Source organism: Novosphingobium oxfordense (assembly GCF_044029435.1).
Classification (GTDB): domain Bacteria; phylum Pseudomonadota; class Alphaproteobacteria; order Sphingomonadales; family Sphingomonadaceae; genus Novosphingobium.
The window spans coordinates 3,780,153-3,799,750 of the sequence record NZ_CP147005.1; the positions used below are offsets into that span (position 1 = coordinate 3,780,153).

The window sequence follows — 19,598 nt, forward strand, 5'->3', positions numbered from 1 at the left end:
TCAGCCCTTCAACTGGTTGTACTTGTTGATGGTGCCCGGAGCGGACTGCTGGCCTGCGGCATAGGATGCGCCTGCTGCCCGATTGGACTGCCGGGTGGCGATCGGCGTCGCCACCTTGGCAGCCCGGCCGTCTACGCGAGCGTCGAAGTAATCGTTGGCCTCCACCTTCACGATCACCGGCTGCTGCACTGACCTCCCAGCCACGCCTGCCGCCGTAACGCCGGCCATCGAGGATGCTGCGTTCGCGCTTGTCATTGCTGCGAGGTTATCGACGCCGATCCGACGCACCGCATCTGCCGGCACGACATACTCGCCCTTGTGGACGATGCCGGCCGGCTCATCCTTGCCGCCGTCGCCGGTGTATCCGCCCGACGCGAAGCCGAAAGAACTCCAGTTGTAGGAGCCCGCTGCGCTAGCCACAGAGCTGCTGCTGGATAGCGAAGTAGAGCCGCCGCCGAGGCCGAACAGACTGAATAGACCGCCTGCGCCGCCCCCGCCGCCAAGGATCGCCTGCTGCGTGGCGAGCTTGATCAGGTCCTTGATGATGCCATTGATGACATCGCCTGCCACACCGCCCAGCTTGATGTACTTGTCAGTTGCCTCGCCGAGACTGTCTCCAAGACGATCGACGGCATCGATCTCGATGTTCTCGATCGCGTCGCCCATGTTGGCCGCTGTCTCTCGGACCTGTCGGCGCTTTTGCTCAAGCGGCGATTCGTACTGGCGGTTCGTCTTCTCAACATCCGCCGACTTCAGTTGGTCGAGGATGTTCAGGCGAGCTTGTGCGATTTCCTTTTGAGCATCCGTCGCCGTCTGACTGGCGATAACCGCTTCAAGCTCGGCGCGCTGCTGGTCGTAAGCCAGATCGAGCAACTGGAGTTCGATTTCGCGGCGCCGTTGGCGCGTATCCACGATGTCCGCTTGGGCCCGCAGCAGGTCCTCGTCGTTCTGGGACGAAGCCTGCGCCTTTTCGCGATTGTCACGCTCTTCCTGGGCTTCACGCTCGCGATCTATGCGCCGGCCATATAGACCGGGCGAGACTACGATGTCGCCGCTGTCCGAAGGTGCCGCGCCGTACAGCTTCTCGATGGTTTTGAGCGCCGCGGCTTTCTGCGCCTCGGTCAGGTCCTTGTTGGCCTTGATTTCGGCGATCCGCTGGGCTCGCTCCTCGGCGAGAATCTGCTTCTGCAAATCCGCCCGGTCTTTGGCATCGGTCGCCAGATCGAGCTTAGCCTGCAGTTCCTCGACGGACAGACGGGCCATGTCCTCCTGCGCACGGGCTGCATCGCGTGCGTGGCCCGCGCTGGTAGATGTGGCGGCGGCAATGGCGGCGGTCTCGCCGACACCTTTCTGCAGGTTGCCGATGATAGCCTGTTCCCGAGCGATCTTCTTGTTGATCGTTGCCAAGTCTTTCCCGCTTGCGCCGACCTTCAGTTTTTCGAGGTCGGCGAGGGTCTGCTGGTGCTTCGCAAGCGCTTTCGCGTTCGCGCTGTTGTCCGTCGAGATAGTCGGGGCAGGTTGAAACTTGGGATCGGCCAGCGGCGTGGAGATGAGCTTGTCATATTCGGCGCGGGCGTCTTGGACGTTCTGGACGGCGTCATCATATGCGCGCTTTTCAGCCGCGGCCTGAGCCTGAGCATCGGATAGCGCTTTTCCGGGGTCGTTGAAAATGCCCTTGCTCAACCCGCGCTCGGCAACGGGCCGGCTCGCGTTGTCGAGACCTGATTGGACCTTGTTCTGATAGGCTGTACGCGAATCATTCACGTTCCGGCGAGCGGTGTACAGCGCGGCGCGTGCCTGCTCGATCGCGGCCGCCTTGGCTTGCGCAGCCACGCGGGCCCAAGCGTTGCCCAAGAGGCCGACTTCCCCCGTCAGATTGGCGGTCGCCGTAATAGCCGCTCGTTGCTTTTCGGTCAGATTGTTCGTTTCGGCGGCCGCCTGGGCGTGCGCTTTCCGTAATCCTGCAAACTGGGCGGTCTGCTGGGCAATGGATGCGTTGAGCCTTGCCGATTCTGCTTCAGCTTCCTTCTGCTTCACGTACAGGTACGCGACGCCGGCAGCCAGAGCAGCAATCGCGGCGGTGACAACGGTTGCGACGGATAGGCCGCCGAGGGCAAATGCCAGGCCTTCGCTGGCCGTTGCCGCACCGCCCATTACTGCCTGCATCGCGAAAAAGGCATCGCTCGCGGCGATCGTTGCGGCGGTGGCCGTCGCGGCCGAGGCGACATAGCGGACGCCAAGGGCAACGCTGATCACCGCCAGCGCTTCGGCCACGGTGTCGAGATTGTTCGCGAGAGCAACGATCCCATCCGTGATTAGGCCGGTTGCACCGCTCGCGCTCGCGGCCGAACCGACGTATTTGGTGAGACTATTGTCGAGCGTCTGGAACGCGCCTGAAAGGGTGAGGGTGGACGAGGCGGCTTTGTCGATGACGCCTTGCGACCCCTGAAGAAGTGCGTTGACGAAATCTTTCGTGGCGACGTTTCCGGCCTTCACATCCTTGGTGAGCTTGGCGACTGAACCGCCCCAACGGTCAGAACCATCGGCAACGGCTTGCAGCAGCGGGCGCGCGCCATCGATGAGGCTGTTGTATTCTTCCGCCTGGATCGTCGATCCGCCAAGGGCCTGACTCAGCTGAAGCAGGGCACCGGCGGCCTCCTCGCTGCTCTGCCCGCTGACCTTGAGCGCTGCGCTGGTGGCTTCGACGACCTTGAGCTGCTGTTCGAGCGAAAGGTTCATCTCCTTCGCGCTGGCAGCGTTCCGGCCAAAAAGCGTGCCAACCGATTCCAGACTGACGCCGTACTTGTTGGATATGGCGAACAGGCGATCCTGCACTTGGGCGAGGTTCTGCCCCTCAAAGCCGGCTGTCTTCAGCTGGTTGGTGTATCGCGTCCACGCGTCGACGAAGCTTCCGACTTGCTGCACCGACAGGCCCGCGGCGAGGGAAGTTGCGATCGTCTTCATGGAGGACGAGATCTGCGTGGATGACCGCTGGATCTGTGTCTCAAGGCGGACAACCGCCTTTTCCTGGGAGCCCAACTGGTCCGTGACCCGCTGAGTGATGCCGTCCATGTCGGCACGGTATTTGGAAAGGTCAGCGCGCAGCTGCAGAATGACGGGATCGATTTCGGCCATGGCGCGAGCGTAAAAGTTGCTCGGGCAGGCCATTACCGCCTACGATCCAGCGAGAATCAGGAGGGCGGATGTTACAGATAATCGGTTGGCTGGGGTGCCTCTACCTCATCGTGAAATGTCTCGAAATTGCGTCAAATAGCGATTTCCGTAACGCCAATGGCGACTTGAAGGGCATGCCGCTGGCGGCCTGCGTCATAGGCTGGTTTGGTGCCGTGATATTTGCCGTTGCGCTTTACCTCGTGGGCGCCAGCATTCCGAACCCGATGGCACCGGCCGGTTCGGTCGGAGTTTCCGGTCCGGTAGCCGAGACCCCAGAAGAAACCATGTCTCCGGCCAAAATGGAATGCATCAGCAAGGCCAAGACAACCGACGAAATCTTGGCTTGCAAGTGATGCTTCAGGCGCCACGGTGAGCGTCGACAAATCGCCGCAGCCGCTCCGGGTCTCCGGACGGTCGCGGCTCTTGTCCGGCAGGAGAATGCGCTTCGTTGTGGGCTTCCAGCGCTTCGAAGTATCCGCTGAGTGAAAGCCGCTCCCAATCCAGATGCATGCCGCCGCAGTTCGCGATCAGCTGTCCTTTTCGGAGAGGTTGGGGGCCGGCGGCTCCTCCCCCGCGCCGTCCGCTTTTTTTAGGCTGATGCCTACGATCGCGGCATGGAGGATGGACCAGGCGACGTGAAGCCCCTCGGTCAGCGGCCGGGCGGGGAAAACGTAGGTGTCCACCAGCTCGATCGCGCGCTGCGGGCCTACCTTGACTGTCTCGCCATCGATCAGCGCCGAGTTGCCGCCGATCAAGCCTAGCCGGATTGTCTCGCGGATCTCAGCGACCATGGCGGTGCTGCCGCCGAGGTAGACGGGATCATCGCCAGCCATGCCGAGCCCGGCGCCCATCGCGTCGTACATGGCGAAGACGGACTTGCCGCCACACTTACGCTCCAGCTCGACCACTTGGGGGAGGCCGAGCCAGAAGTGATACTTCCCATCAGCGAAAGTCAGATCGACGGCGGTGTCCGGCATCAGGCGGCGACGGTCCAGTCAAGCAAGCCCTCACCCTCAAGGGTGATTTCGAGCGTCCCGGCGTTGTCCTGCGAATAGGACTGGTTGCGAGCAGTCATGAGGGCGGTGCCGGCATAGGTGCCCATGGCCTCGCCTGCGTCGGTGCCGTCGTCCTTGAAAAGCGTGATCTCATAGCTTTTCCGGACACCGAAAGCGTCGGTCATCTCTTCTTCGAGATCGATGTTGTCGGAACCGGTGCCGCTGATCGACCAGGACGAGCCGGTGACGCGCAGCTTGCGAGTGCCAGGCCGGTTGGGCTTGGCGCAGTCGCGGCGATAGGTCTCGTTGGTCTGGGCGGTGCGGTTGATGGTCACGCCCTCGATGCCGCACATCAGGGTGAATACGGCAGGCGGACCGTCGGCGGTCTGTACCTTGATCAGGGCGAAGTCGGCACTATTCGGCTCGGACACGGCAAATCTCCAGCATGGTCTGCATGGAGGGTAGGCCGCATCAGTCCTCGGACTTACCGCCGTCGTCCTTGCGCCGCCGATCAAGGAAAGCTGTTCTCTCACGCATTTGCCTGCGCCGGTAATCGGCCTCAAACTCAGATGCCGACATCGCACTGGCCTCCAGGGCGAGCATATGGAGGTTCGTGGAGGCTGTCCGGCTGACGCGCGCTAGATCATCGACGCCGATTGCAATTTCTTCCGGGGTGATCACACCCTTGCGGATGAGGATCTTCGCCAGTTCCGTCATTACGAGATAGTCGACATCCTTCATTCGACAGGCATATCAGCCCGCGAACGCCCTCGCAACGACGCTGGCGATCCCATGCCAAGCGTCCGCTTCCGCACCGTCGCGCATCAACAGCGTGGATCGGACCTGAAAGCGATAGCGACGCCCGGCGACCTCAAATGCATGATTGTGGATTGCCTCGACGACGGCGGTATTGATTTCTCCCGCATGGTCGCGCGCCGTCTTGGTCATTGCCCCGGCGCCGTTGTAGATCGGCTTGGCGAAAGAATGCAGTTGGAAGGTGACCTCGGCGCGGGCGGTGCAGCCTCTGCCCTGGGGAAGCGACTGCGTCCCTTCGAGCCGGATAAACGGCCAAGCGGGAGCTTCGGCGACGGGATCGATCGATGCTTTCGCAACGATCTGGGTAAGCGGTGCATCGGCCTTCAGTGAAATGACGGCGGCGCGTTCCGTGGCGCGCAGTAGATCACTAGCCATCGGCCTTGGCCTTTCCGGTTCTGGGCTTGGCCTTGATGGCTCCTGCCGTGCGGGCGGCGCGGGCAACGGCATCCGTCACATCGATCTCGACATTCGGCGGATAGACGGCCTCGCGAAGATCATCCAGCTTGTGGCGGTACTCGCGGGCGAATGTGACGGTCTGCATGGGGGTTACTCCGATGATTTCGAGCGCTTCACGGCGCGATCGACAGCCTTGCGGACGAGTTGGGTGACTTCCTTTTTCTTCGCGTCACGCGCCGGGGCCATGTAGGGGCGGGCAGGCAGGCGGGAATTGCCGAACTCTTGCGCTGCGGCGTAGGGTGCGTTGCTCGACACCTCGACAACAAGCGGCGCAACTTGATTCGTCTCGATGTTGTTACGGAGCACGCTCGAATCATTATTTGGGGGGGACCCGGGGGCCGAGGGGGTGTGATTCTTCCCAGATACAGAGCCAGCAGTAATCGACACCTGCGCTTCCGCCTGGATAAGCTCGCCGGCTGCGAACAGTGCCCTACCAACCTCGCGCACCATAGTTTCGCCGGTGAGCTTTTTGAGGCGGGCCGCATGCGCTTTAGCGCCAATGAGACGAGACTTAGGCACGGCGGCCTCGCCCGACCCATCCCGCGGCGACCGTGTCCCGTTCGATCAGCTCGACCGACCAGATGCCGGCGTGCGGCCCCTCAAGGATTTCGATGCGCGCTTCGGTGTCCAGACCACCACTCAGCGTCTCCGCCAGGATGATAAAGGCAACGTCTGTGTCAACGTACCCTTCGGATTCACGCATGCGCTGGGTGGCTGTGTCGATCTGCGCTTGGCACTCTCGGTACCGGACCCCGCCGGGCTCGATGATGGAGCCGCCATCATCATAGACCGGGTCGACCTGTTCGATCGTCTGCGCGGCATGATATGGCCCGCCGAACATGGACGAGAACCCAAGGCCGATCTCGGCGAAGGCGGCGGCGAGGTCCATCAGCAGGGCGTGCCAGTGAAGCCGACCAGGCGCGGGCCGCTGAACAGCCGGCGCTGGATCTCGGCGAACTGCTGGCCGTACGGGGTTGCCTGATAGCCGCCCTTAGCGCGCTGGGAGACGACGCTGTCGGATAGGGTGGCGCTGAAGGTGCCGCTCTTGAAGCTGGTGGCGCCGGTCGCGGCAAGCGTGCCAGTGCCGGCCGACAGCCCCACGCCGTTGAGGGCGAGCAGGTGCGCCGTCAGCAGCTCGGTCGCGTCCTGCTGCTCATCGCCGTAGTTCTCGCCGACACGCGCCTCCGCCTTGGTCGCCCAAGCGGCATAGGGATCTTCCGTCAGCGTAGAGAACGCAGGGAACATTGCCTTGAACTGGTCGAACGGGAGGCGAGTGTAGGGCATGCTGCACATTGCGTGCACGCGACACCGCACCTTACCGCTTTCATCTTTGTGAACTGGCGCCGGCGGAACCTAGTTCTCACCGGCGCCCCCTTGGTGCGACCCGAGGGAGTTGACCGCTCCATATCGAGTGCATCGCGCAACGTAAAATTACTTTTCCGACAGGAAGCAATCGATTTCATCGAAGAAAGTCGTCGATCGCAGTAACCAAAAAATGACCCGGACCAGCAGCGCCAGTCCGGGTCAGGTAAATAGGGACTCGTAGATCGTCCCTCGGGTCGCGGGCGCATGTTCGCGCAAAACATCATCGCGATCAAGGCGGTACGACTACTTCCGAGAAAGATTGTCAGTTCTATAAGGGTGTGAATACGTTGGCGAATTTGCGCGCCGTTTCGCGCATACCGTCGGGCATAAGTTGAGGGCCGCCATTCTTTCGAGCAGCGGCCCTCACTATTTCGTCGCTCCGCCTATTACTTGCCGGCGGGCTTCTTCAGCGCCTCGACCTGCTTGGTCAGGTCTGCCTTGTCGGTGGCCAGGCCGTCGCGCTCGGCAGTGAGGGCGGCGTTTTCGTCGGTCAGCGCCTCGACCTGCTTGGTCAGGTCTGCCACCCATGCAGTGAGGTCGTCGACCTCCGAGGTGTCGGTGGTCGCGGCATCTGCCTTCTTGCCGAGGTCCGGCAGTTCGCCCACGAGCGTCTTGGGGTCAAACTCGCGGGTTTCACCCGGGTCGAGGTAGACGACGCCATCCCTGGTGCGGATGCCGCGGGCACCCAGCGCGTAATTGGTCAGCTTCTTCATGCGTCAGACTCCGTCGACGAAGGTGATGGCCTTCGGGATGCGGTTCTCGTAGCCGCCGATGCTCATCAGGCCCGGGACCTCCCAGGAGAAAGGACCCTTCTGGTAGGGCTGGCTGTTGAACAGCTGGTGGCCGCCGCCGGGCAGGTGGAAGCGGTGGACATCGTTGGTGTTCGCGTAGGCGATCAGGCGCTTCGTGCCGCCGCTGCCGGCCGTTTCGAGGTGCCGCGACTTCTTGATGTTCAGCGCGCCGATCACCGAATTCTGGCGCATGTAGTTCAGCACCGACATGCCGGTGTCCGTCATGCGCTTCGAGGCGAGCAGGTTGAACGTCGAAGTCGGGACCGCCAGCGTGTCGGCCTGGAAGGTTTCGCCGGTGTTCACCTCGACCGACGTGATCGCGTCGTTGATGACAGCAACGTCGGCGTCCGGGTCCGAGGCTGCAGTGATCGCGCCAGCGGCGGTCGTGGTGGTCGCCAGCGGGTTGTTGATGAAGCCCGTGGTGAACTTCAGCCCGTCGCCACGCATGGCGGTCTTGTGGATGAAGCGCTCGGCCGACTTGCTGGCAGCATCCGCCTTGTCGGCAAGGATGTTGATGCCCAGCTGCTGGCCACGCTCCAGATCGGCGCGGTTCCACTTGTAGCCGATCGCGGCGATCCAGTTTTCCTGCAGGAACTGGGTGCGGCTCGAATCGGCGTACGGCATATCGTCGGCCGCCACGTCGAACCATTCCGGCTTACCGGCGATATCGCCCGAGTAGTACAGCGAGCCGGCCGTCCAGATCGTGCCCTGGGTGTCGATGGGCATGAACTCGGCGTAGTCGGCCAGCGGGTACTTGATCATGTACACGCCCTGCTCGACGCGGAGCAGCTGCGGCATGAGGAAGGCGTTGACCTGCTGGGCGTCGTTCAGGTCGACGCCACGGATGGCATCGACGAAAGCAGCGACCGAGGCGTCCTCGGCGGCGAGATGAGCGACCGCAGTGGCGACGCTGTCGAAGAAGATGGGCTTGGTCATGGGGTCCCCCGTTAGCGACGCACGATGCGGACGTTGCCCGCGGCGGTGATGGTGTCGTCGAACACCCAGCCAGTTGCGGCCGTGTTGCCCGTGGCGACGTTGGTGATGGCGCCGGCGGCGGTCACATAGACCGGGTCACGCTTCGCGGCCGCCGTGGTGGATGCCACCCAGATCTTGCCGCGCTCCTTGACCGGGAAAACGTCACCGGGCGCATAGGTGTCGGCCGCGCGGTTGGGCGTTACGACGTTGCCCTTCTTCGCGATGGTGAAGCCAATGAGCGCGGCCGAAACCGTCAGCGAGGCGCCGCGATCCGCAACGCCGGCGTAGACCGGGCGACCAAAAGCGGCTGCCGTCGCGCCCTCAAGGATGCGCGAGATGGCGTTGGACAACTCGCCATCGGCTTCCATACCAGGATAGCCGTAAGGAATGTCCTCGTTGAAGGTGCTCTGAAGTACGGACATGGGCGTCGCTCCTTAGGCGGCCTGACCGCGATGGGCGGTCTGCTTGTTGGCGAGCCATGCGGCCCGGGACGAAGCGATTGCGGTCGCGCTGTCGGTCAGGACCTTCGGCGAGCCGAGCGGCTTCACGCCGTTGTCCTCGACCTTCGCGTCCTTCGTCAGAACCGCGAACGAGGCGGCGATCTGGTCGGCGGTCCATTCCTTGGCTGCGTCGCCCATCTGCTTGGTGACGGTGGCCGACATGATGGCGGCTTCGTCCATCTCGTCGGTGACGGTCACGCCGAGGGCCTTGGCCTTGTCGGCGGTGATGATCAGCGCCTTGCCAGCGTCGCGCAGCTGAGCCGGGGTCGGCTTGGCGTCCTTCACCTGCTGCTCAAGGGTGACGATCTTGGCGTCCTTGGTCTGGCCCTCGGCGGTGAGGGTAGCAACCTGGGTTTCGAGGCCGGCGGCCTTGGTGCTGGCGGCGTCGCGCGCGGCGACAAGGGTGGCGATGGTCGTCGCGGCGGTATCCGCGTTCGACACGTCGACGGAAAGCCCGTCGATAAGTACGATCTTCGGCACAGGGCTCTCCTGGGTGAGTGAATCGAGAATGTTGGAGGGGAGGGCGTCGCAGACGGCAAAACCGTCCTTGATGGCGCACTCGGAACCCGCGCGGCCTCGATCAACGAGGGCGACATGGTTGCCGGTGATGGAGGTCTGACGAGCCTGGCACTTGGTGCCGTCAGCGGCCGTGAAGTCGCCGAATTCGAGGTCGCTGCTGTAGCCGTTCGAAAGCTCGCGCTTGCCGCCGTCCACCTTGGCGATTGCGCTGGCATCGGTCAGCAGCAGGTCGAAGGCGAGGTAGTCGCCGTCCCGCATCGCGCCCATGATCGTGCCGCGCGCGTGGTCGCGCCAGTTCTCGGTCGTGACTGCGGCGGCAGGATGATCGTCCGTGACGGGCTTGCCGATGAAGCTGCGAACCGAGCGCTCGTCGAAAACGGTGCTGTCGTCGCGAAGCACGTTCACAAGCGCGGTATCGCGCAGGCCGTGCTTGTTGTCGGGATCTACCTCGGAGCCACCGTACTGATAAACGCCAGTGCGGGCCGCGCGGGCGCGAACAGCCATGGCACCGCCTTCAATCCGGCGCGGGGCATCAAGGGTGAGGGTGTCCCGAAATTGCATGCCCGAACATTATTGTTGGGCAGTGGGCTGGTTTACCGTCGTTGCACGCGCTTATATCGAGCAAGGAAAGACGAGGGAGACCATGGCAACCTATCTTTATGAGTACAGCGGCGGAGCGTGTTATGGATACTTTCAAGGGAAGTACCTCTACACGATGGACGGAAAGTGTTCCCACTACCTTTCCGGGAGCGAGAACAAGTACCTCTATGCATATTCCGGCGGTCGTTGTGAATTTTACCGCAGCGGAAAGTACTTTTATGAGTACCAAGGCGGAAAGTGTCGTTGGTACATGGCAAATGATTTCAATCTAGCTTGACAACCGCTTGCGACCGGCACCCGCAGTGGGGCAGTTGCCCCGGCATATCCTGCGGTGCCGTCGCATCGGTGTACTCGTTCCCGTCGCGGGCCACGTGGTTCGCGCGGGGATGAGCCTTTCGGCTGTGCCGCCAGATCCATGTCTCGATGCCCGCCTCACGCCGGCGCTCTTCTGCCAGGCTGCTGGTCAGCTTGTTGAGTTGGTCGGAGGCGATCCGGGTTGACCGCTTCCGGCTCATGCCCACGGAATCGCTGATCGTCTTGGCCACATCGCGCGCAGGCGTGCGGTTGCGGAGCCCGTCGAACACCGCGTTACCGATCTTCTGGCGCGTCACGTCCGACACGTCCTTAATCAAGCTGGTGTTCCACTCGATGGTGGTTTCCAGGCTGGCGCGCGCGTCGGCCGGGCCCAGCATCGTTTCTAGGTCAACGCCGGTGGCCGACAGGACTGCGCCGCGCCACTTACCACGCTGCCACTTCTCGACGGACAGGGCCCATTCCCGGATCTGCGGGGTCAGCAGCAGGATCAGCCGGTTGATCTGCTCGGCCGCGCCATCGATCTCTGCCTTCACGTCGGCGGGGGCGTCGGTGGTCAGCTCGGAGAGGGTGCGGGCGTAGGCATCGACAATGCGTTCTACACTGGCTGCCCACGCTTCAACCACAGGGTTGTACACAGCCCGGTAGAGGTTGGTCGCCAGTACGGCCGGGGGCGCAATGTCGCGCAGGACGATGCTCCGGCGCCGCATGCCGGGGTTGGCGCGGCGGGCCATGGCTGCGAGATCATAGCGGGGCATCAGCGGCTCGGAATGACGATGTTTACCGCCTTTCCTGACCACCGCCTGCCGACAGCGGTTCTGCTCACCGGGGTCGGGTAGAACATCCCGAGGCAGCACTGCGGCTGCTCGCCGACAATGTACGGGCGCTCAGGATTGGCGATGAAGCCGCCGGTCGCGAGGTGGACGGTCTGGTGGTCAGTCACCACCCCATCCTTCCATCGATGCTTCAACGCGGGCAAAGCGCATAGCAATGGCTACGGCACGTTCGGCGCTCATGATGCGCAGGTAGACCAGCGGATACAGCGCCCAAGCTACAGGCATGACCATACGAGTGCGGGCGCGAAGGTGGATCGTGATGTGGTTCTCAGCCATGGTCATGCCGTGATGTGCTTCACCGCCCACATGACGGCTTCCTCGACCTTCTCGGCAGCGATGGTCAGCTCGCGGTCGAACGTGCAGATGGCGAAGGGCTCTCCATTAGCCTCACCGGCGGGCTCCGGCGGCGTGCGCAGGCTGTCGATCAGGTTCAAGAACTCGGCGCCCTTGTCCTTGATGGCGACCATTTGCGCCTTCTCCGCATCGCTCAGGACGCGATAGCTGTGGCGGACGGCGTTGTTGGCGGTGCGGTCGTCAGAGGCGCTGTCCACGCGGCGCTTCTCGTCGTACCCATCGGGGAAACCCGTAATCCCACCAATCTTGCGCCGTGCTTCCTGGCAGGCTTGGGCGTCATCGGCGGATGCGTGATCGTGATCGCAGCCCACGTACAAAGGGCCACCTTCATCGCTCTTGGCTGTGAGGTGGAAAATACCAATGCCGAGGCCGTCACTGCCGCACTTCTCAAGCGGCTGAACAATCCATGCCATATCAGGTCTCCGTGATCGACCGCTTCCAGTCGAGGTTAAGCGGCTCAAACAGTTCCGGTCCGAACTCCAGCGCGCCCGCGTAGGGCTTGAGCTCGGCAAGATCGAAGTCAGCCGGAACGTCGAACGAGATCGTGACGTGTGGGTGGTATTCGTCGAAGTCGTGGCTGCCGCCCGCATCGACCATGGAGCGGTGACGGCTCTCCAACTCCCACGAGGCGAACAGCAGCACCACGGCGTTCTCTCCGAAGCGCTCGATCGCGCGCGGGCCGCCTGGCTTGACGCGGATGTTACCGTTGTCGTCGCCCGACCAGCTCTCGCCCATGCGCATCGGATCGACGGCGGTCTTCGAGTACAGCACCGTCACATGGAGGTCGTCGGCGGCCAGCGTGGACTTGAAGCCGTTGTCCTTGGCCCAGGCGATCAGCGCGGAAGCGTTCAGCAGCTTGCGCTGGACGTAGAGCGGGCGCGGCGCAGCATCGACGAAGAACCCTGCGGCGGCATCGTTCGTGGCACGGCGGGCGGGAGTGGGGTTCCCGCCGCCGGCAGACGTCTGATCACCTCCTTCGCTCGGCTGCAGCGCAGACGGATCGGTGCCGTCATCGCTGGGGTTGAGGCCATATCTTTCCGTTTCGGGGATATCGGCAAGGGCTCCCTCAAGGCCGGGAATCCAGCCCCGCTCGGTCATGAGGTTCTGTACGCCCTTGGCAAAGGCTTCGTCCGGGATCGTGCCGGTAGCCTGCAGCTTCGTCACCGCGTCCATTGTGACGTTGAAGGTGTCGGCGTCGTCCTTCTCAGTGGGCGTGTCGAGCGGCGCCCAGTCGGCCCAGACTTCGGCATCCTCGGTCGTGCTCACCCCCGCAGAAGCCATCAGCAGCGGGTCGAGCTGGTCCATGCACGGCTGCAGCTCAAGCTCCTGCTTGGCCTTCACCATGCGGTTCCAGTTCGCGGTGTCGCTGTCACCGGTGGCGTTCTGGCCGTCGGGCGACTTGCCCATGAGGCGCGTAGCCGGAATGTCCGAGACCGCCGACAGGAACGTGGCGAAGGCCATCATCACTTCAGGGATGCCCGACCAGTTCACCTGGCGGTGGTCGATCGTCTCGCCCGCGCCCGGCGTACCATCGCCCGCATCTCGAAGCATGGCGTTGTACATGCTCTCGCCGAGGATCATCGCGGACAGGCGGCGCTGTAGCGCGGCCTCGCCGTCCGCATCCGAAACGAGGTCCATCAGGCCCGGAATGCCGATGATGACGTTCCGCACCTTGGTGATCAGCGATGCGAAAGAGCCCTGTGCGGTGTCGACGTTCTGGACCGCATCGAGCACGCGCTGAACGCGGGAGCGGCCCCAGAAGCGCTCATCTACCGAGACCGGAATGATCGGCGGCAGCGGGTCACCCCGGAAGCAGATCACGCGGGAAGGGTGGATGTTCGCCTGGCTGTTCCCCATGCGCCAATATTTGGGCTTGCCGTAATTGGGATCCGCGATTTCGTCGATGTAGTCGACGCCCGTAATCTGCCACCGGGTCACGACGTGGATCGCGACGATACCGCCCTTGGCGATCTGCTCGGGCTTCAATTCCGACGAGTGCTCGCCGGCGGTGATGATGACGAGGGCGCCGCCGCCGAGGCCGCGATAGGTCTCGGCCATGCGGACCTTCTCGCGCAGACCAAGGCGGCGTTCCTCTGCCTCAAGCGCTTTGATCTGCTTCGCGTCGGCCTGCCAGTTCCGCCACTCCCGCACCATGTCGAGCGCGGGAATGTCGATGACTTTCGCCATCATGCCCGAGCCATCGTAGGCGGCAGCGATGTGGAACTGATCGAGGTTGCGCGGCAGATAGCGATTATAGCTGCGCGGGTCGGCATGAGTGCCAAAGCCCGACACCGCGTTGGTCAGGCTATCGACGGTGTACCCGTCCTTGAAACGAATGGATCGGATACGGCCACCGGACATACCGGAGAAGGTATGGAGGGCGGCGCGGTGCCGTTACCGCGCTCGCCCGTTTAGATTAATCCTCGTCTTCGCTCTCGAAGTCGCCGTCCGCTTCAGCCTCTTCTGCCTTGCAATCTGCGGTGGTCACGTTGACGACGCGGGTGGTGCCGTTGTCCTCGAAATCGCCGAGATCGTACTTGGATTCCGCTGCCTGCCAAATCGTGCGCCACCCAAAGTCATCGATAGATTCGCTGGTGGCGGCGACAACGACGCGATTGCCTGCCGCGTCTGTTCCGAGCCTGTTCGCTCCGACCAGAGTGTTAATTTCGTCCCCAGTGGGCTCAAGTGCCATAGTAGTCTCCTTCTGATAATACCGACGTATATCAGATGTTTGTGACATTGGCGATTTATGCATTCCTGATATTGTAACGCGATCCAAGCGCGATGGCCCCGAAAGCCCGAGAGGTGCTGTCCGGCGTGTCATCGTGCTTGGCGCTGGGGAAGTTCTCGTTGGCCGAGAACCACGCTTCGTTCCAAGGGCCGCGCAGCACGTCCACGTTGCCCGCCTCCGCCTGTGCCGAGAACGGCCCGAAGCGCGTCACCTTGTCGCCCGATTCCGGTGACGATCGCACGTTGTATCCCGCTAGCTTGAGCTTGAGGCTCTGCACCTGGGCCTTGCCGGCTTGGCCGGGGTCCTGAGGGAGGTAGATCAGGCATGCCTTGCCGTCCTGCGAGGCGGTGTTGACGATCAGGTTTTCGACACCGTTCGGGCTGAGGCAGTCGGCGGCGCTGTCGACTACGATGAACCTGCCGTCGGGCGTGCGGCCGATCTTGGTCGAAGCCGTGGCGTCCGGGTCGGGGTTCTCCGCCGTGCGCGGCGTCGCGGCAAGGTCATAGCCGCGCGCAAACACGGTCCCGGCCGGGATCGCGTCAACCACACGGCACCAGGCGCGCTGGAAATACAGCCCCGCGGCGGGCCGGATCTTCCAGTTGCCGCCCAGCAGGCGCTCGCGCTCGACCAGCGGCAGCGCCAGAAGCGATGCCATGTACCCAGGATCGGCTGCCATCAGCGCCTTGTTGTCGGTCAGCTTGGCTGGGATGAAGGTCAGCGACTTCGCGGGGATGGGCACATGTTCGCCCGCGTCGTTGATCATGGTGTAGCAGGCGAGGTCTTCGGGGCTGTCTGCCCACTTCAAGTCTTCGCCCACACGGACGAACCACCGCAGCTTGCCCGCGCGCTCGGGGATGGGAAGGCCGGTGTCCTGGTCAATCCACCATGCAATGAGGTCGGCAACCCAGCTATCAGCGTCAGGGTTGCAGGTCGCGCGAATGTAGGGCCGGACGCCACACATCGAGCGGTTGCGGCTGACCATGTACCAGAACTGGACCGCGGAGAAGTGCGTCAGCTCGTCGAAGCAGATCAGCGGGATCTGCGAGCCCTGCCAGTTGAACCGGGTCTTGTCGTGTTCGAGGTGAGCGAAGCTGACGCTGGCGCCGGTGGGGAACGACCACGATAGCGTGTGCTCCTTCGGGTCGCCGCCGACCTGGGGGTAGAGGACGGCGCTTTCGTCCCACAGGCCGCCCTCATTGCGGATCTGAACCGTCGACCGCCGGAAGAACACCGCACCAAAGCCGGGGTTGCTGACATGGCGCAGCGGCTCCATGAGCAGGCCCCAGGTCTTGCCGCCGCCCGCGCCGCCGCCGTAAATGGCGATGTCGGCAGGCGAGGACAGGAACGCGGTCTGCGGGCCGGGCTGCGGCTTGATCGTCTCGGCAGTGATCTGGGGGCTGCCGTTGTGGCCGATGCCGACCGGCCGCTCACACGTAATTTCGCTGGTGAATCCGGTGGCGGGGCTCATGCGCGGCGGACGTTCACCTTCGTGCCGACCATCCGACTTAGCGTCTGAACAATCGGCACGGCCGGAAAGTATGCGACGACATCGAGGCCGCCGTCTTCTCGCCGGTGTGCCGTGGCTACGTCGCCAATCGGGCCAGTCTTCCCGAACAGGCGGATCGTCTTGCCCACGGATTTGCTCGCACGCGGTATGGTGAGCATCACGAACGGGCGGTCAGCGAATACCTCACCCCGGTTGAAGCGATCGATCGCGTCCATGCAGAGGTCGAAGAGTTCCATCGGCTTCATCCCTCTCTCCCATTCTGCGCAGGAGCGGCGGAAATGGCGGCGGTGGCATGGTCGCGATAATCTGCCCAGTGCAAGCGCACCCATTCGGCGACCCTCTGTTCTTTGCGGTCCCCAAATGTGCCCTTTTCCGCAACGATGCCCGCTATGGCCCTCGCCGCTGCCTCCACCAACCTTTCGGGATTGCTCGGGGTGGCGGGGCGAGCGTAGAGGGGGACGGCCTTCGGGGGAAACTCTGTGAACGCGCAATGCGGATAGAACACAAGTCGTCCGTCAGCATCCTCATCCATCCATGCCACCGGCTCCTCGCCCGCAGGTTCGGCAGCATCGCATGAGCAGCGACGCTCGGTCTGGATCGTGATCCCGGTATCGTCGCAATCCGTGCAGGGGCCTTCATCGTCGCGCGCAGGTTCGGCGGGGCGGGATTGCAGGGCGGCGACGGCAACCCTCGCATAGTGCTCCATGCGCATGTCCTGCTGGGTGGTGCCCATCAGGATCACGTCGTCCATGAACGGATCGAGCGTCATCGCGTCGACCAGGGCGGCAACGGTGTCTTCGGTCATGCGCACTTGCCTTTGAGGCGACGGCGCTGGCGCTTGGTGAGCGGGCGCGGGCTTTCGAAGTGAGACTTATCGGGATCGGGCAGAAGCTGGATGACGCGGAAGTCGGTCGGCCGCCCGCGCGGGTGCTTTCCCGCGAACAGCTCGAAGGCGAGCGGCTCGTACTCGTCGAAGACGCCCCGAAGCATGCGCTCCCGATCATCGTCGCGGTTGATGACGATGGTTGTGAGCGGTCCGGCGCCGGCGGCGATGGCAAGATGGGCGAGGGCAAGACGCGTTCCTCCCCCGATCAGGGCAATGCGGGGCGGGCTCGCGCCTTCCGGGATTTGCCCGTTGATTTCGATATCCGTCATGCTGGGGTGTCCCTTCCATTATCGGGGAGAGCGAAGATCGCGACGGCCGGCGCAGCAGCGGGCAGGTCCTTGCCGTCCTTGCCCGTCAGTTCGCGGCGGTTGGTGTAGGCGTTGCCTTCTTCCTCAGCCGCTTGCTTCGCGGCTGTCAGCACGAGGACCAAGTTGCCCATCGCCTCTGCCTTTTCGCCTACGCGCTGGATGACGCGCAGCCGGGTCGCTCGGTGCGACCATCCGATCTCGGCGGTGTTTTCGATGAAGCCCTTCCGGGTCGCTTCGAAAATGGCGCGCAACTTCTTCGACAGACCTTGCCCGGCTCGTTTGGTCGGGTCGTATTTCTCGACCTGCTGGCGCGATATGGTGATGCCGAATTCTTGGTTGACCGCCTTCACCACAGTCGCCGGACTGTCGAAGCACGCAACTGCCTGAGCGATGTAGATTTTCACCTCGTTGGGGAGAGCTTTCCCGGTCATTCGAATGTCAACCCCTCATCAACCTGCGCCATGATGATCCGCATTTGCTCGACGGCTTCACGCTCATCGGCTCGGGCCGCTTTGGCACTCGCCTCAACTAACTCGTCCGGAGCGCTCAAAAGCGGCCGTGCGCTCGACGCGAGGTCGGAGAACAGGGCGGCGCGCTCTTCCGTCGACATGGTGTCGAACATATCCAGCGGCACCGCTGGGTCTGCATTCTCGAATACAGCAAGCGACCATTGAACTGACGCCTGATACCGCTCCACGTCCCCCAATTGCCCCGGGCCGATGTTCGTCAGCCGGTGCTTGGCTGCTTGGATAATCCGACGCTCGATCGAATAGGCCTCGCCTTCGCTAAGGCCCTCCATCACTATGGCCACGATGAGCGGGAGCTCGGCGGCAGCGATGGCCCGAAGGCGTTCAGCCTTAGCTAGGTTCGGCTCCTTGCTTGCGAGAGCGTTGCGCATATGGGCGAGAGCTCTCTTCCCTTTGCCTTTCCCGATGTAGAACGGGAGACCGGTGCGAGGATCGGCCAGCGCATAGACGTAATAGCCCCGAGGCACTCCGAAACCGACATACGGCAGACCCGCCGCATCAAGGGCGTCCGATAGGGTTCGGCCCTGAGCCAGCGCGGCTGCGAAAACTTCCACAACCTCCGTCATGCTACCGCCCTCAGGCATGTGCCACAGACACCGGCGATCGATGCACGCCCGATAGTCGGGCCAGCCTTCGCAGCATCGACCATCGCGGAGACGCCAGCGGCATCGGCCCCATACCGGGCAACGACACCCACGAACTCTTCCACGTCGTGCCCGCGCATCACGAAGATCGGCTTGCCCGTATCCTTGTTGAAGGCGGGCATCCCGTATTTGTCGAGCTTCTGGGCGCAGTGATAAAGCTCGTGCTCTACCAGGGCGCAGAACGAGGGATCGTCCATCCCGGCAGCAGCCGGCGCGCTGAACGTCAGCAGGAAGTCGGGCATTCCATCGAACCACTCTTCGATCTGTTGGATTGCACGGGCGCGCTGCCACTTGCCCATCGCCATGGGGGGCATCAGCTCGGCCTGGCCAATGACGGCGCGCATCTGCTTGCTGTTGTCGCAGTCGGTCCAGAGCACGCCGAGGGCGGCATCACGCAGGTGGGCGTGCTCATGGTTGTACAGCGGGCTCGCCTCTTCCAAGAACGTGTCGCGTATCCATTCCAGCAGGTCCGGCGCGGGGACGAACCGGTCCAGCATTTCGAGATCGGACAGCGTGGCGAGGTCGTGGGGTGGGTACGGGCGATTCATCGCGTAGCCTCCTCCTTCAGGTACCGCCGTCGTTCGGCCGCCATGCGCTTCGCCCCCAGCGCCTTGCGCCAGGCAAGCACCGTCGACTTGCCCCAGATCTGCTCGACCCGGCGCCATCCGTGCTTCTTGAACTTCTCCATGAACTCGGGGGGGATGGGCTTCGGTGCGGAGGTGGGCAGGAGCTTACTCTTCGACATCGGAGGCCTCATCTTCATCTACGATTGCGAACCCCTGAGTGGCGGCGAGCTTGAAGTGCTCGAATGCGCCTTCACGGGCCTCAGGGGTGGCGCGGTTCCAGGCACGGACGATCAGGGTGCAGAGCGTGCTGTCCGTGTCCTCGTCCGCGAAGTTCTGGCCTGTCTCGTACCGGCGTTGGGTCACGTGCTCGCGCAGGGCGTTCACGGGCAGGTGGTCTGTGCTGGCGCGCTTGAGCAGGGGGAGGGCCTCGTCTTGCGGCAGCGAGGCGACCGCGGCGTAGTGGTCTACCGACAGGGTACGATCGCGCAGCGCCGGCGGGAAGGTTGTCGCGGCTTTGAGCGCGTCCTTCAGGCGCTTCGGGGCGAGGCCGAGGTTTTCGCTCAGGAAGTCGAAACCCGACTGGCTGAGGTATCCGGCGTCCCGGCCTTCGACCATCCAGTCGGCCAACTGCCAGTCTACGTCGCGGCGCTGGTCGGCGAGGGTTCGGCCGCGCGCGATCCACTCGTCCTGTGTGGTCGCCGGGGTGCTGGCGGTGATGATGGTGACGGCGTTCATG

Annotated in this window: 29 protein-coding genes; 1 reads left to right on the forward strand and 28 read right to left on the reverse strand. The window is 63.4% G+C overall.

Annotated elements, in window-relative coordinates:
* Positions 1–3,135 carry a tape measure protein gene (locus WBP07_RS17930; RefSeq protein WP_395393046.1) on the reverse strand — a complete coding sequence of 1,045 codons (3,135 nt, stop codon included), beginning with the start codon at positions 3,133–3,135 and terminating at the stop codon, positions 1–3.
* A 68-nt stretch (positions 3,136–3,203) separates the two neighbouring features.
* On the opposite strand from WBP07_RS17930, the gene WBP07_RS17935 reads away from it, so the two are divergent.
* On the forward strand, positions 3,204–3,527 hold the full coding sequence (locus tag WBP07_RS17935; RefSeq protein WP_395393048.1) for a hypothetical protein: 324 nt from the start codon (positions 3,204–3,206) through the stop codon (positions 3,525–3,527).
* Positions 3,528–3,701: 174 nt separating this feature from the next.
* On the opposite strand, the gene WBP07_RS17940 is transcribed toward WBP07_RS17935, so the two are convergent.
* From WBP07_RS17940 to WBP07_RS18070, 27 genes are all read right to left on the reverse strand, one after another.
* Positions 3,702–4,151, reverse strand: a complete 450-nt coding sequence (locus WBP07_RS17940) for a hypothetical protein (RefSeq protein ID WP_395393049.1) — start codon at positions 4,149–4,151, stop codon at positions 3,702–3,704.
* Complete coding sequence (locus WBP07_RS17945) at positions 4,151–4,600, reverse strand: phage tail tube protein (RefSeq protein ID WP_395393050.1); 450 nt, start codon at positions 4,598–4,600, stop codon at positions 4,151–4,153. Before WBP07_RS17945 ends, WBP07_RS17940 begins: the two co-directional genes overlap by 1 nt.
* Positions 4,601–4,640: 40 nt before the next feature.
* Positions 4,641–4,910 (reverse strand): hypothetical protein, encoded by a 270-nt coding sequence (locus WBP07_RS17950; protein WP_395393052.1) that lies wholly within the window; start codon positions 4,908–4,910, stop codon positions 4,641–4,643.
* 12 nt (positions 4,911–4,922) lie between these two features.
* Positions 4,923–5,360: a DUF3168 domain-containing protein gene (locus WBP07_RS17955; RefSeq protein ID WP_395393053.1), complete on the reverse strand. Its 438-nt coding sequence runs from the start codon at positions 5,358–5,360 to the stop codon at positions 4,923–4,925.
* A complete protein-coding gene (locus WBP07_RS17960) occupies positions 5,353–5,526 on the reverse strand; it encodes a hypothetical protein (RefSeq protein WP_395393055.1) in 174 nt (57 codons plus the stop codon). Before WBP07_RS17960 ends, WBP07_RS17955 begins: the two co-directional genes overlap by 8 nt.
* A 5-nt stretch (positions 5,527–5,531) precedes the next feature.
* The gene (locus tag WBP07_RS17965; RefSeq protein WP_395393056.1) at positions 5,532–5,960 is read right to left on the reverse strand and encodes an HK97-gp10 family putative phage morphogenesis protein; all 429 of its coding nucleotides are present in this window, start codon (positions 5,958–5,960) and stop codon (positions 5,532–5,534) included.
* A complete protein-coding gene (locus WBP07_RS17970; protein WP_395393058.1) occupies positions 5,953–6,330 on the reverse strand; it encodes a hypothetical protein in 378 nt (125 codons plus the stop codon). The genes WBP07_RS17965 and WBP07_RS17970 overlap by 8 nt, the downstream gene beginning before the upstream one ends.
* Positions 6,330–6,725, reverse strand: a complete 396-nt coding sequence (locus WBP07_RS17975; protein ID WP_395393059.1) for a DUF4054 domain-containing protein — start codon at positions 6,723–6,725, stop codon at positions 6,330–6,332. The genes WBP07_RS17970 and WBP07_RS17975 overlap by 1 nt, the downstream gene beginning before the upstream one ends.
* Before the next feature lie 467 nt (positions 6,726–7,192).
* Entirely contained in the window at positions 7,193–7,519 is a 327-nt protein-coding gene (locus WBP07_RS17980) for a hypothetical protein (protein ID WP_395393061.1), read from the reverse strand.
* Between the two features lie 3 nt (positions 7,520–7,522).
* Positions 7,523–8,533: a major capsid family protein gene (locus WBP07_RS17985; protein ID WP_395393063.1), complete on the reverse strand. Its 1,011-nt coding sequence runs from the start codon at positions 8,531–8,533 to the stop codon at positions 7,523–7,525.
* Between the two features lie 11 nt (positions 8,534–8,544).
* Complete coding sequence (locus WBP07_RS17990; protein WP_395393065.1) at positions 8,545–8,994, reverse strand: hypothetical protein; 450 nt, start codon at positions 8,992–8,994, stop codon at positions 8,545–8,547.
* A 12-nt stretch (positions 8,995–9,006) separates the two neighbouring features.
* Positions 9,007–10,095: a DUF2213 domain-containing protein gene (locus WBP07_RS17995; protein WP_395393068.1), complete on the reverse strand. Its 1,089-nt coding sequence runs from the start codon at positions 10,093–10,095 to the stop codon at positions 9,007–9,009.
* Positions 10,096–10,454: 359 nt separating this feature from the next.
* Positions 10,455–11,261, reverse strand: a complete 807-nt coding sequence (locus WBP07_RS18000; RefSeq protein ID WP_395393070.1) for a phage minor head protein — start codon at positions 11,259–11,261, stop codon at positions 10,455–10,457.
* The gene (locus WBP07_RS18005; protein ID WP_395393071.1) at positions 11,261–11,446 is read right to left on the reverse strand and encodes a hypothetical protein; all 186 of its coding nucleotides are present in this window, start codon (positions 11,444–11,446) and stop codon (positions 11,261–11,263) included. The genes WBP07_RS18000 and WBP07_RS18005 overlap by 1 nt, the downstream gene beginning before the upstream one ends.
* Entirely contained in the window at positions 11,439–11,621 is a 183-nt protein-coding gene (locus tag WBP07_RS18010) for a hypothetical protein (protein ID WP_395393073.1), read from the reverse strand. The genes WBP07_RS18005 and WBP07_RS18010 overlap by 8 nt, the downstream gene beginning before the upstream one ends.
* The gene (locus WBP07_RS18015) at positions 11,618–12,106 is read right to left on the reverse strand and encodes a hypothetical protein (protein WP_395393075.1); all 489 of its coding nucleotides are present in this window, start codon (positions 12,104–12,106) and stop codon (positions 11,618–11,620) included. Before WBP07_RS18015 ends, WBP07_RS18010 begins: the two co-directional genes overlap by 4 nt.
* Before the next feature lies 1 nt (position 12,107).
* Positions 12,108–14,054: an anti-CBASS protein Acb1 family protein gene (locus WBP07_RS18020; protein WP_395393077.1), complete on the reverse strand. Its 1,947-nt coding sequence runs from the start codon at positions 14,052–14,054 to the stop codon at positions 12,108–12,110.
* Between the two features lie 55 nt (positions 14,055–14,109).
* Entirely contained in the window at positions 14,110–14,385 is a 276-nt protein-coding gene (locus WBP07_RS18025) for a hypothetical protein (protein ID WP_395393079.1), read from the reverse strand.
* 55 nt (positions 14,386–14,440) lie between these two features.
* On the reverse strand, positions 14,441–15,892 hold the full coding sequence (gene terL, locus WBP07_RS18030) for a phage terminase large subunit (RefSeq protein ID WP_395393080.1): 1,452 nt from the start codon (positions 15,890–15,892) through the stop codon (positions 14,441–14,443).
* Positions 15,889–16,176 (reverse strand): hypothetical protein, encoded by a 288-nt coding sequence (locus WBP07_RS18035; RefSeq protein ID WP_395393082.1) that lies wholly within the window; start codon positions 16,174–16,176, stop codon positions 15,889–15,891. The genes terL and WBP07_RS18035 overlap by 4 nt, the downstream gene beginning before the upstream one ends.
* Positions 16,173–16,736: a hypothetical protein gene (locus WBP07_RS18040; protein ID WP_395393083.1), complete on the reverse strand. Its 564-nt coding sequence runs from the start codon at positions 16,734–16,736 to the stop codon at positions 16,173–16,175. Before WBP07_RS18040 ends, WBP07_RS18035 begins: the two co-directional genes overlap by 4 nt.
* The gene (locus tag WBP07_RS18045) at positions 16,733–17,086 is read right to left on the reverse strand and encodes a hypothetical protein (RefSeq protein WP_395393085.1); all 354 of its coding nucleotides are present in this window, start codon (positions 17,084–17,086) and stop codon (positions 16,733–16,735) included. The genes WBP07_RS18040 and WBP07_RS18045 overlap by 4 nt, the downstream gene beginning before the upstream one ends.
* Entirely contained in the window at positions 17,083–17,556 is a 474-nt protein-coding gene (locus tag WBP07_RS18050) for a DUF2280 domain-containing protein (protein WP_395393086.1), read from the reverse strand. Before WBP07_RS18050 ends, WBP07_RS18045 begins: the two co-directional genes overlap by 4 nt.
* Entirely contained in the window at positions 17,553–18,218 is a 666-nt protein-coding gene (locus tag WBP07_RS18055) for an LEM-3-like GIY-YIG domain-containing protein (RefSeq protein ID WP_395393089.1), read from the reverse strand. The genes WBP07_RS18050 and WBP07_RS18055 overlap by 4 nt, the downstream gene beginning before the upstream one ends.
* Entirely contained in the window at positions 18,215–18,844 is a 630-nt protein-coding gene (locus WBP07_RS18060) for a putative metallopeptidase (protein ID WP_395393090.1), read from the reverse strand. Before WBP07_RS18060 ends, WBP07_RS18055 begins: the two co-directional genes overlap by 4 nt.
* The gene (locus tag WBP07_RS18065) at positions 18,841–19,041 is read right to left on the reverse strand and encodes a hypothetical protein (protein ID WP_395393091.1); all 201 of its coding nucleotides are present in this window, start codon (positions 19,039–19,041) and stop codon (positions 18,841–18,843) included. Before WBP07_RS18065 ends, WBP07_RS18060 begins: the two co-directional genes overlap by 4 nt.
* On the reverse strand, positions 19,028–19,597 hold the full coding sequence (locus WBP07_RS18070) for a hypothetical protein (RefSeq protein ID WP_395393093.1): 570 nt from the start codon (positions 19,595–19,597) through the stop codon (positions 19,028–19,030). Before WBP07_RS18070 ends, WBP07_RS18065 begins: the two co-directional genes overlap by 14 nt.
* Position 19,598 lies beyond the last annotated feature (1 nt).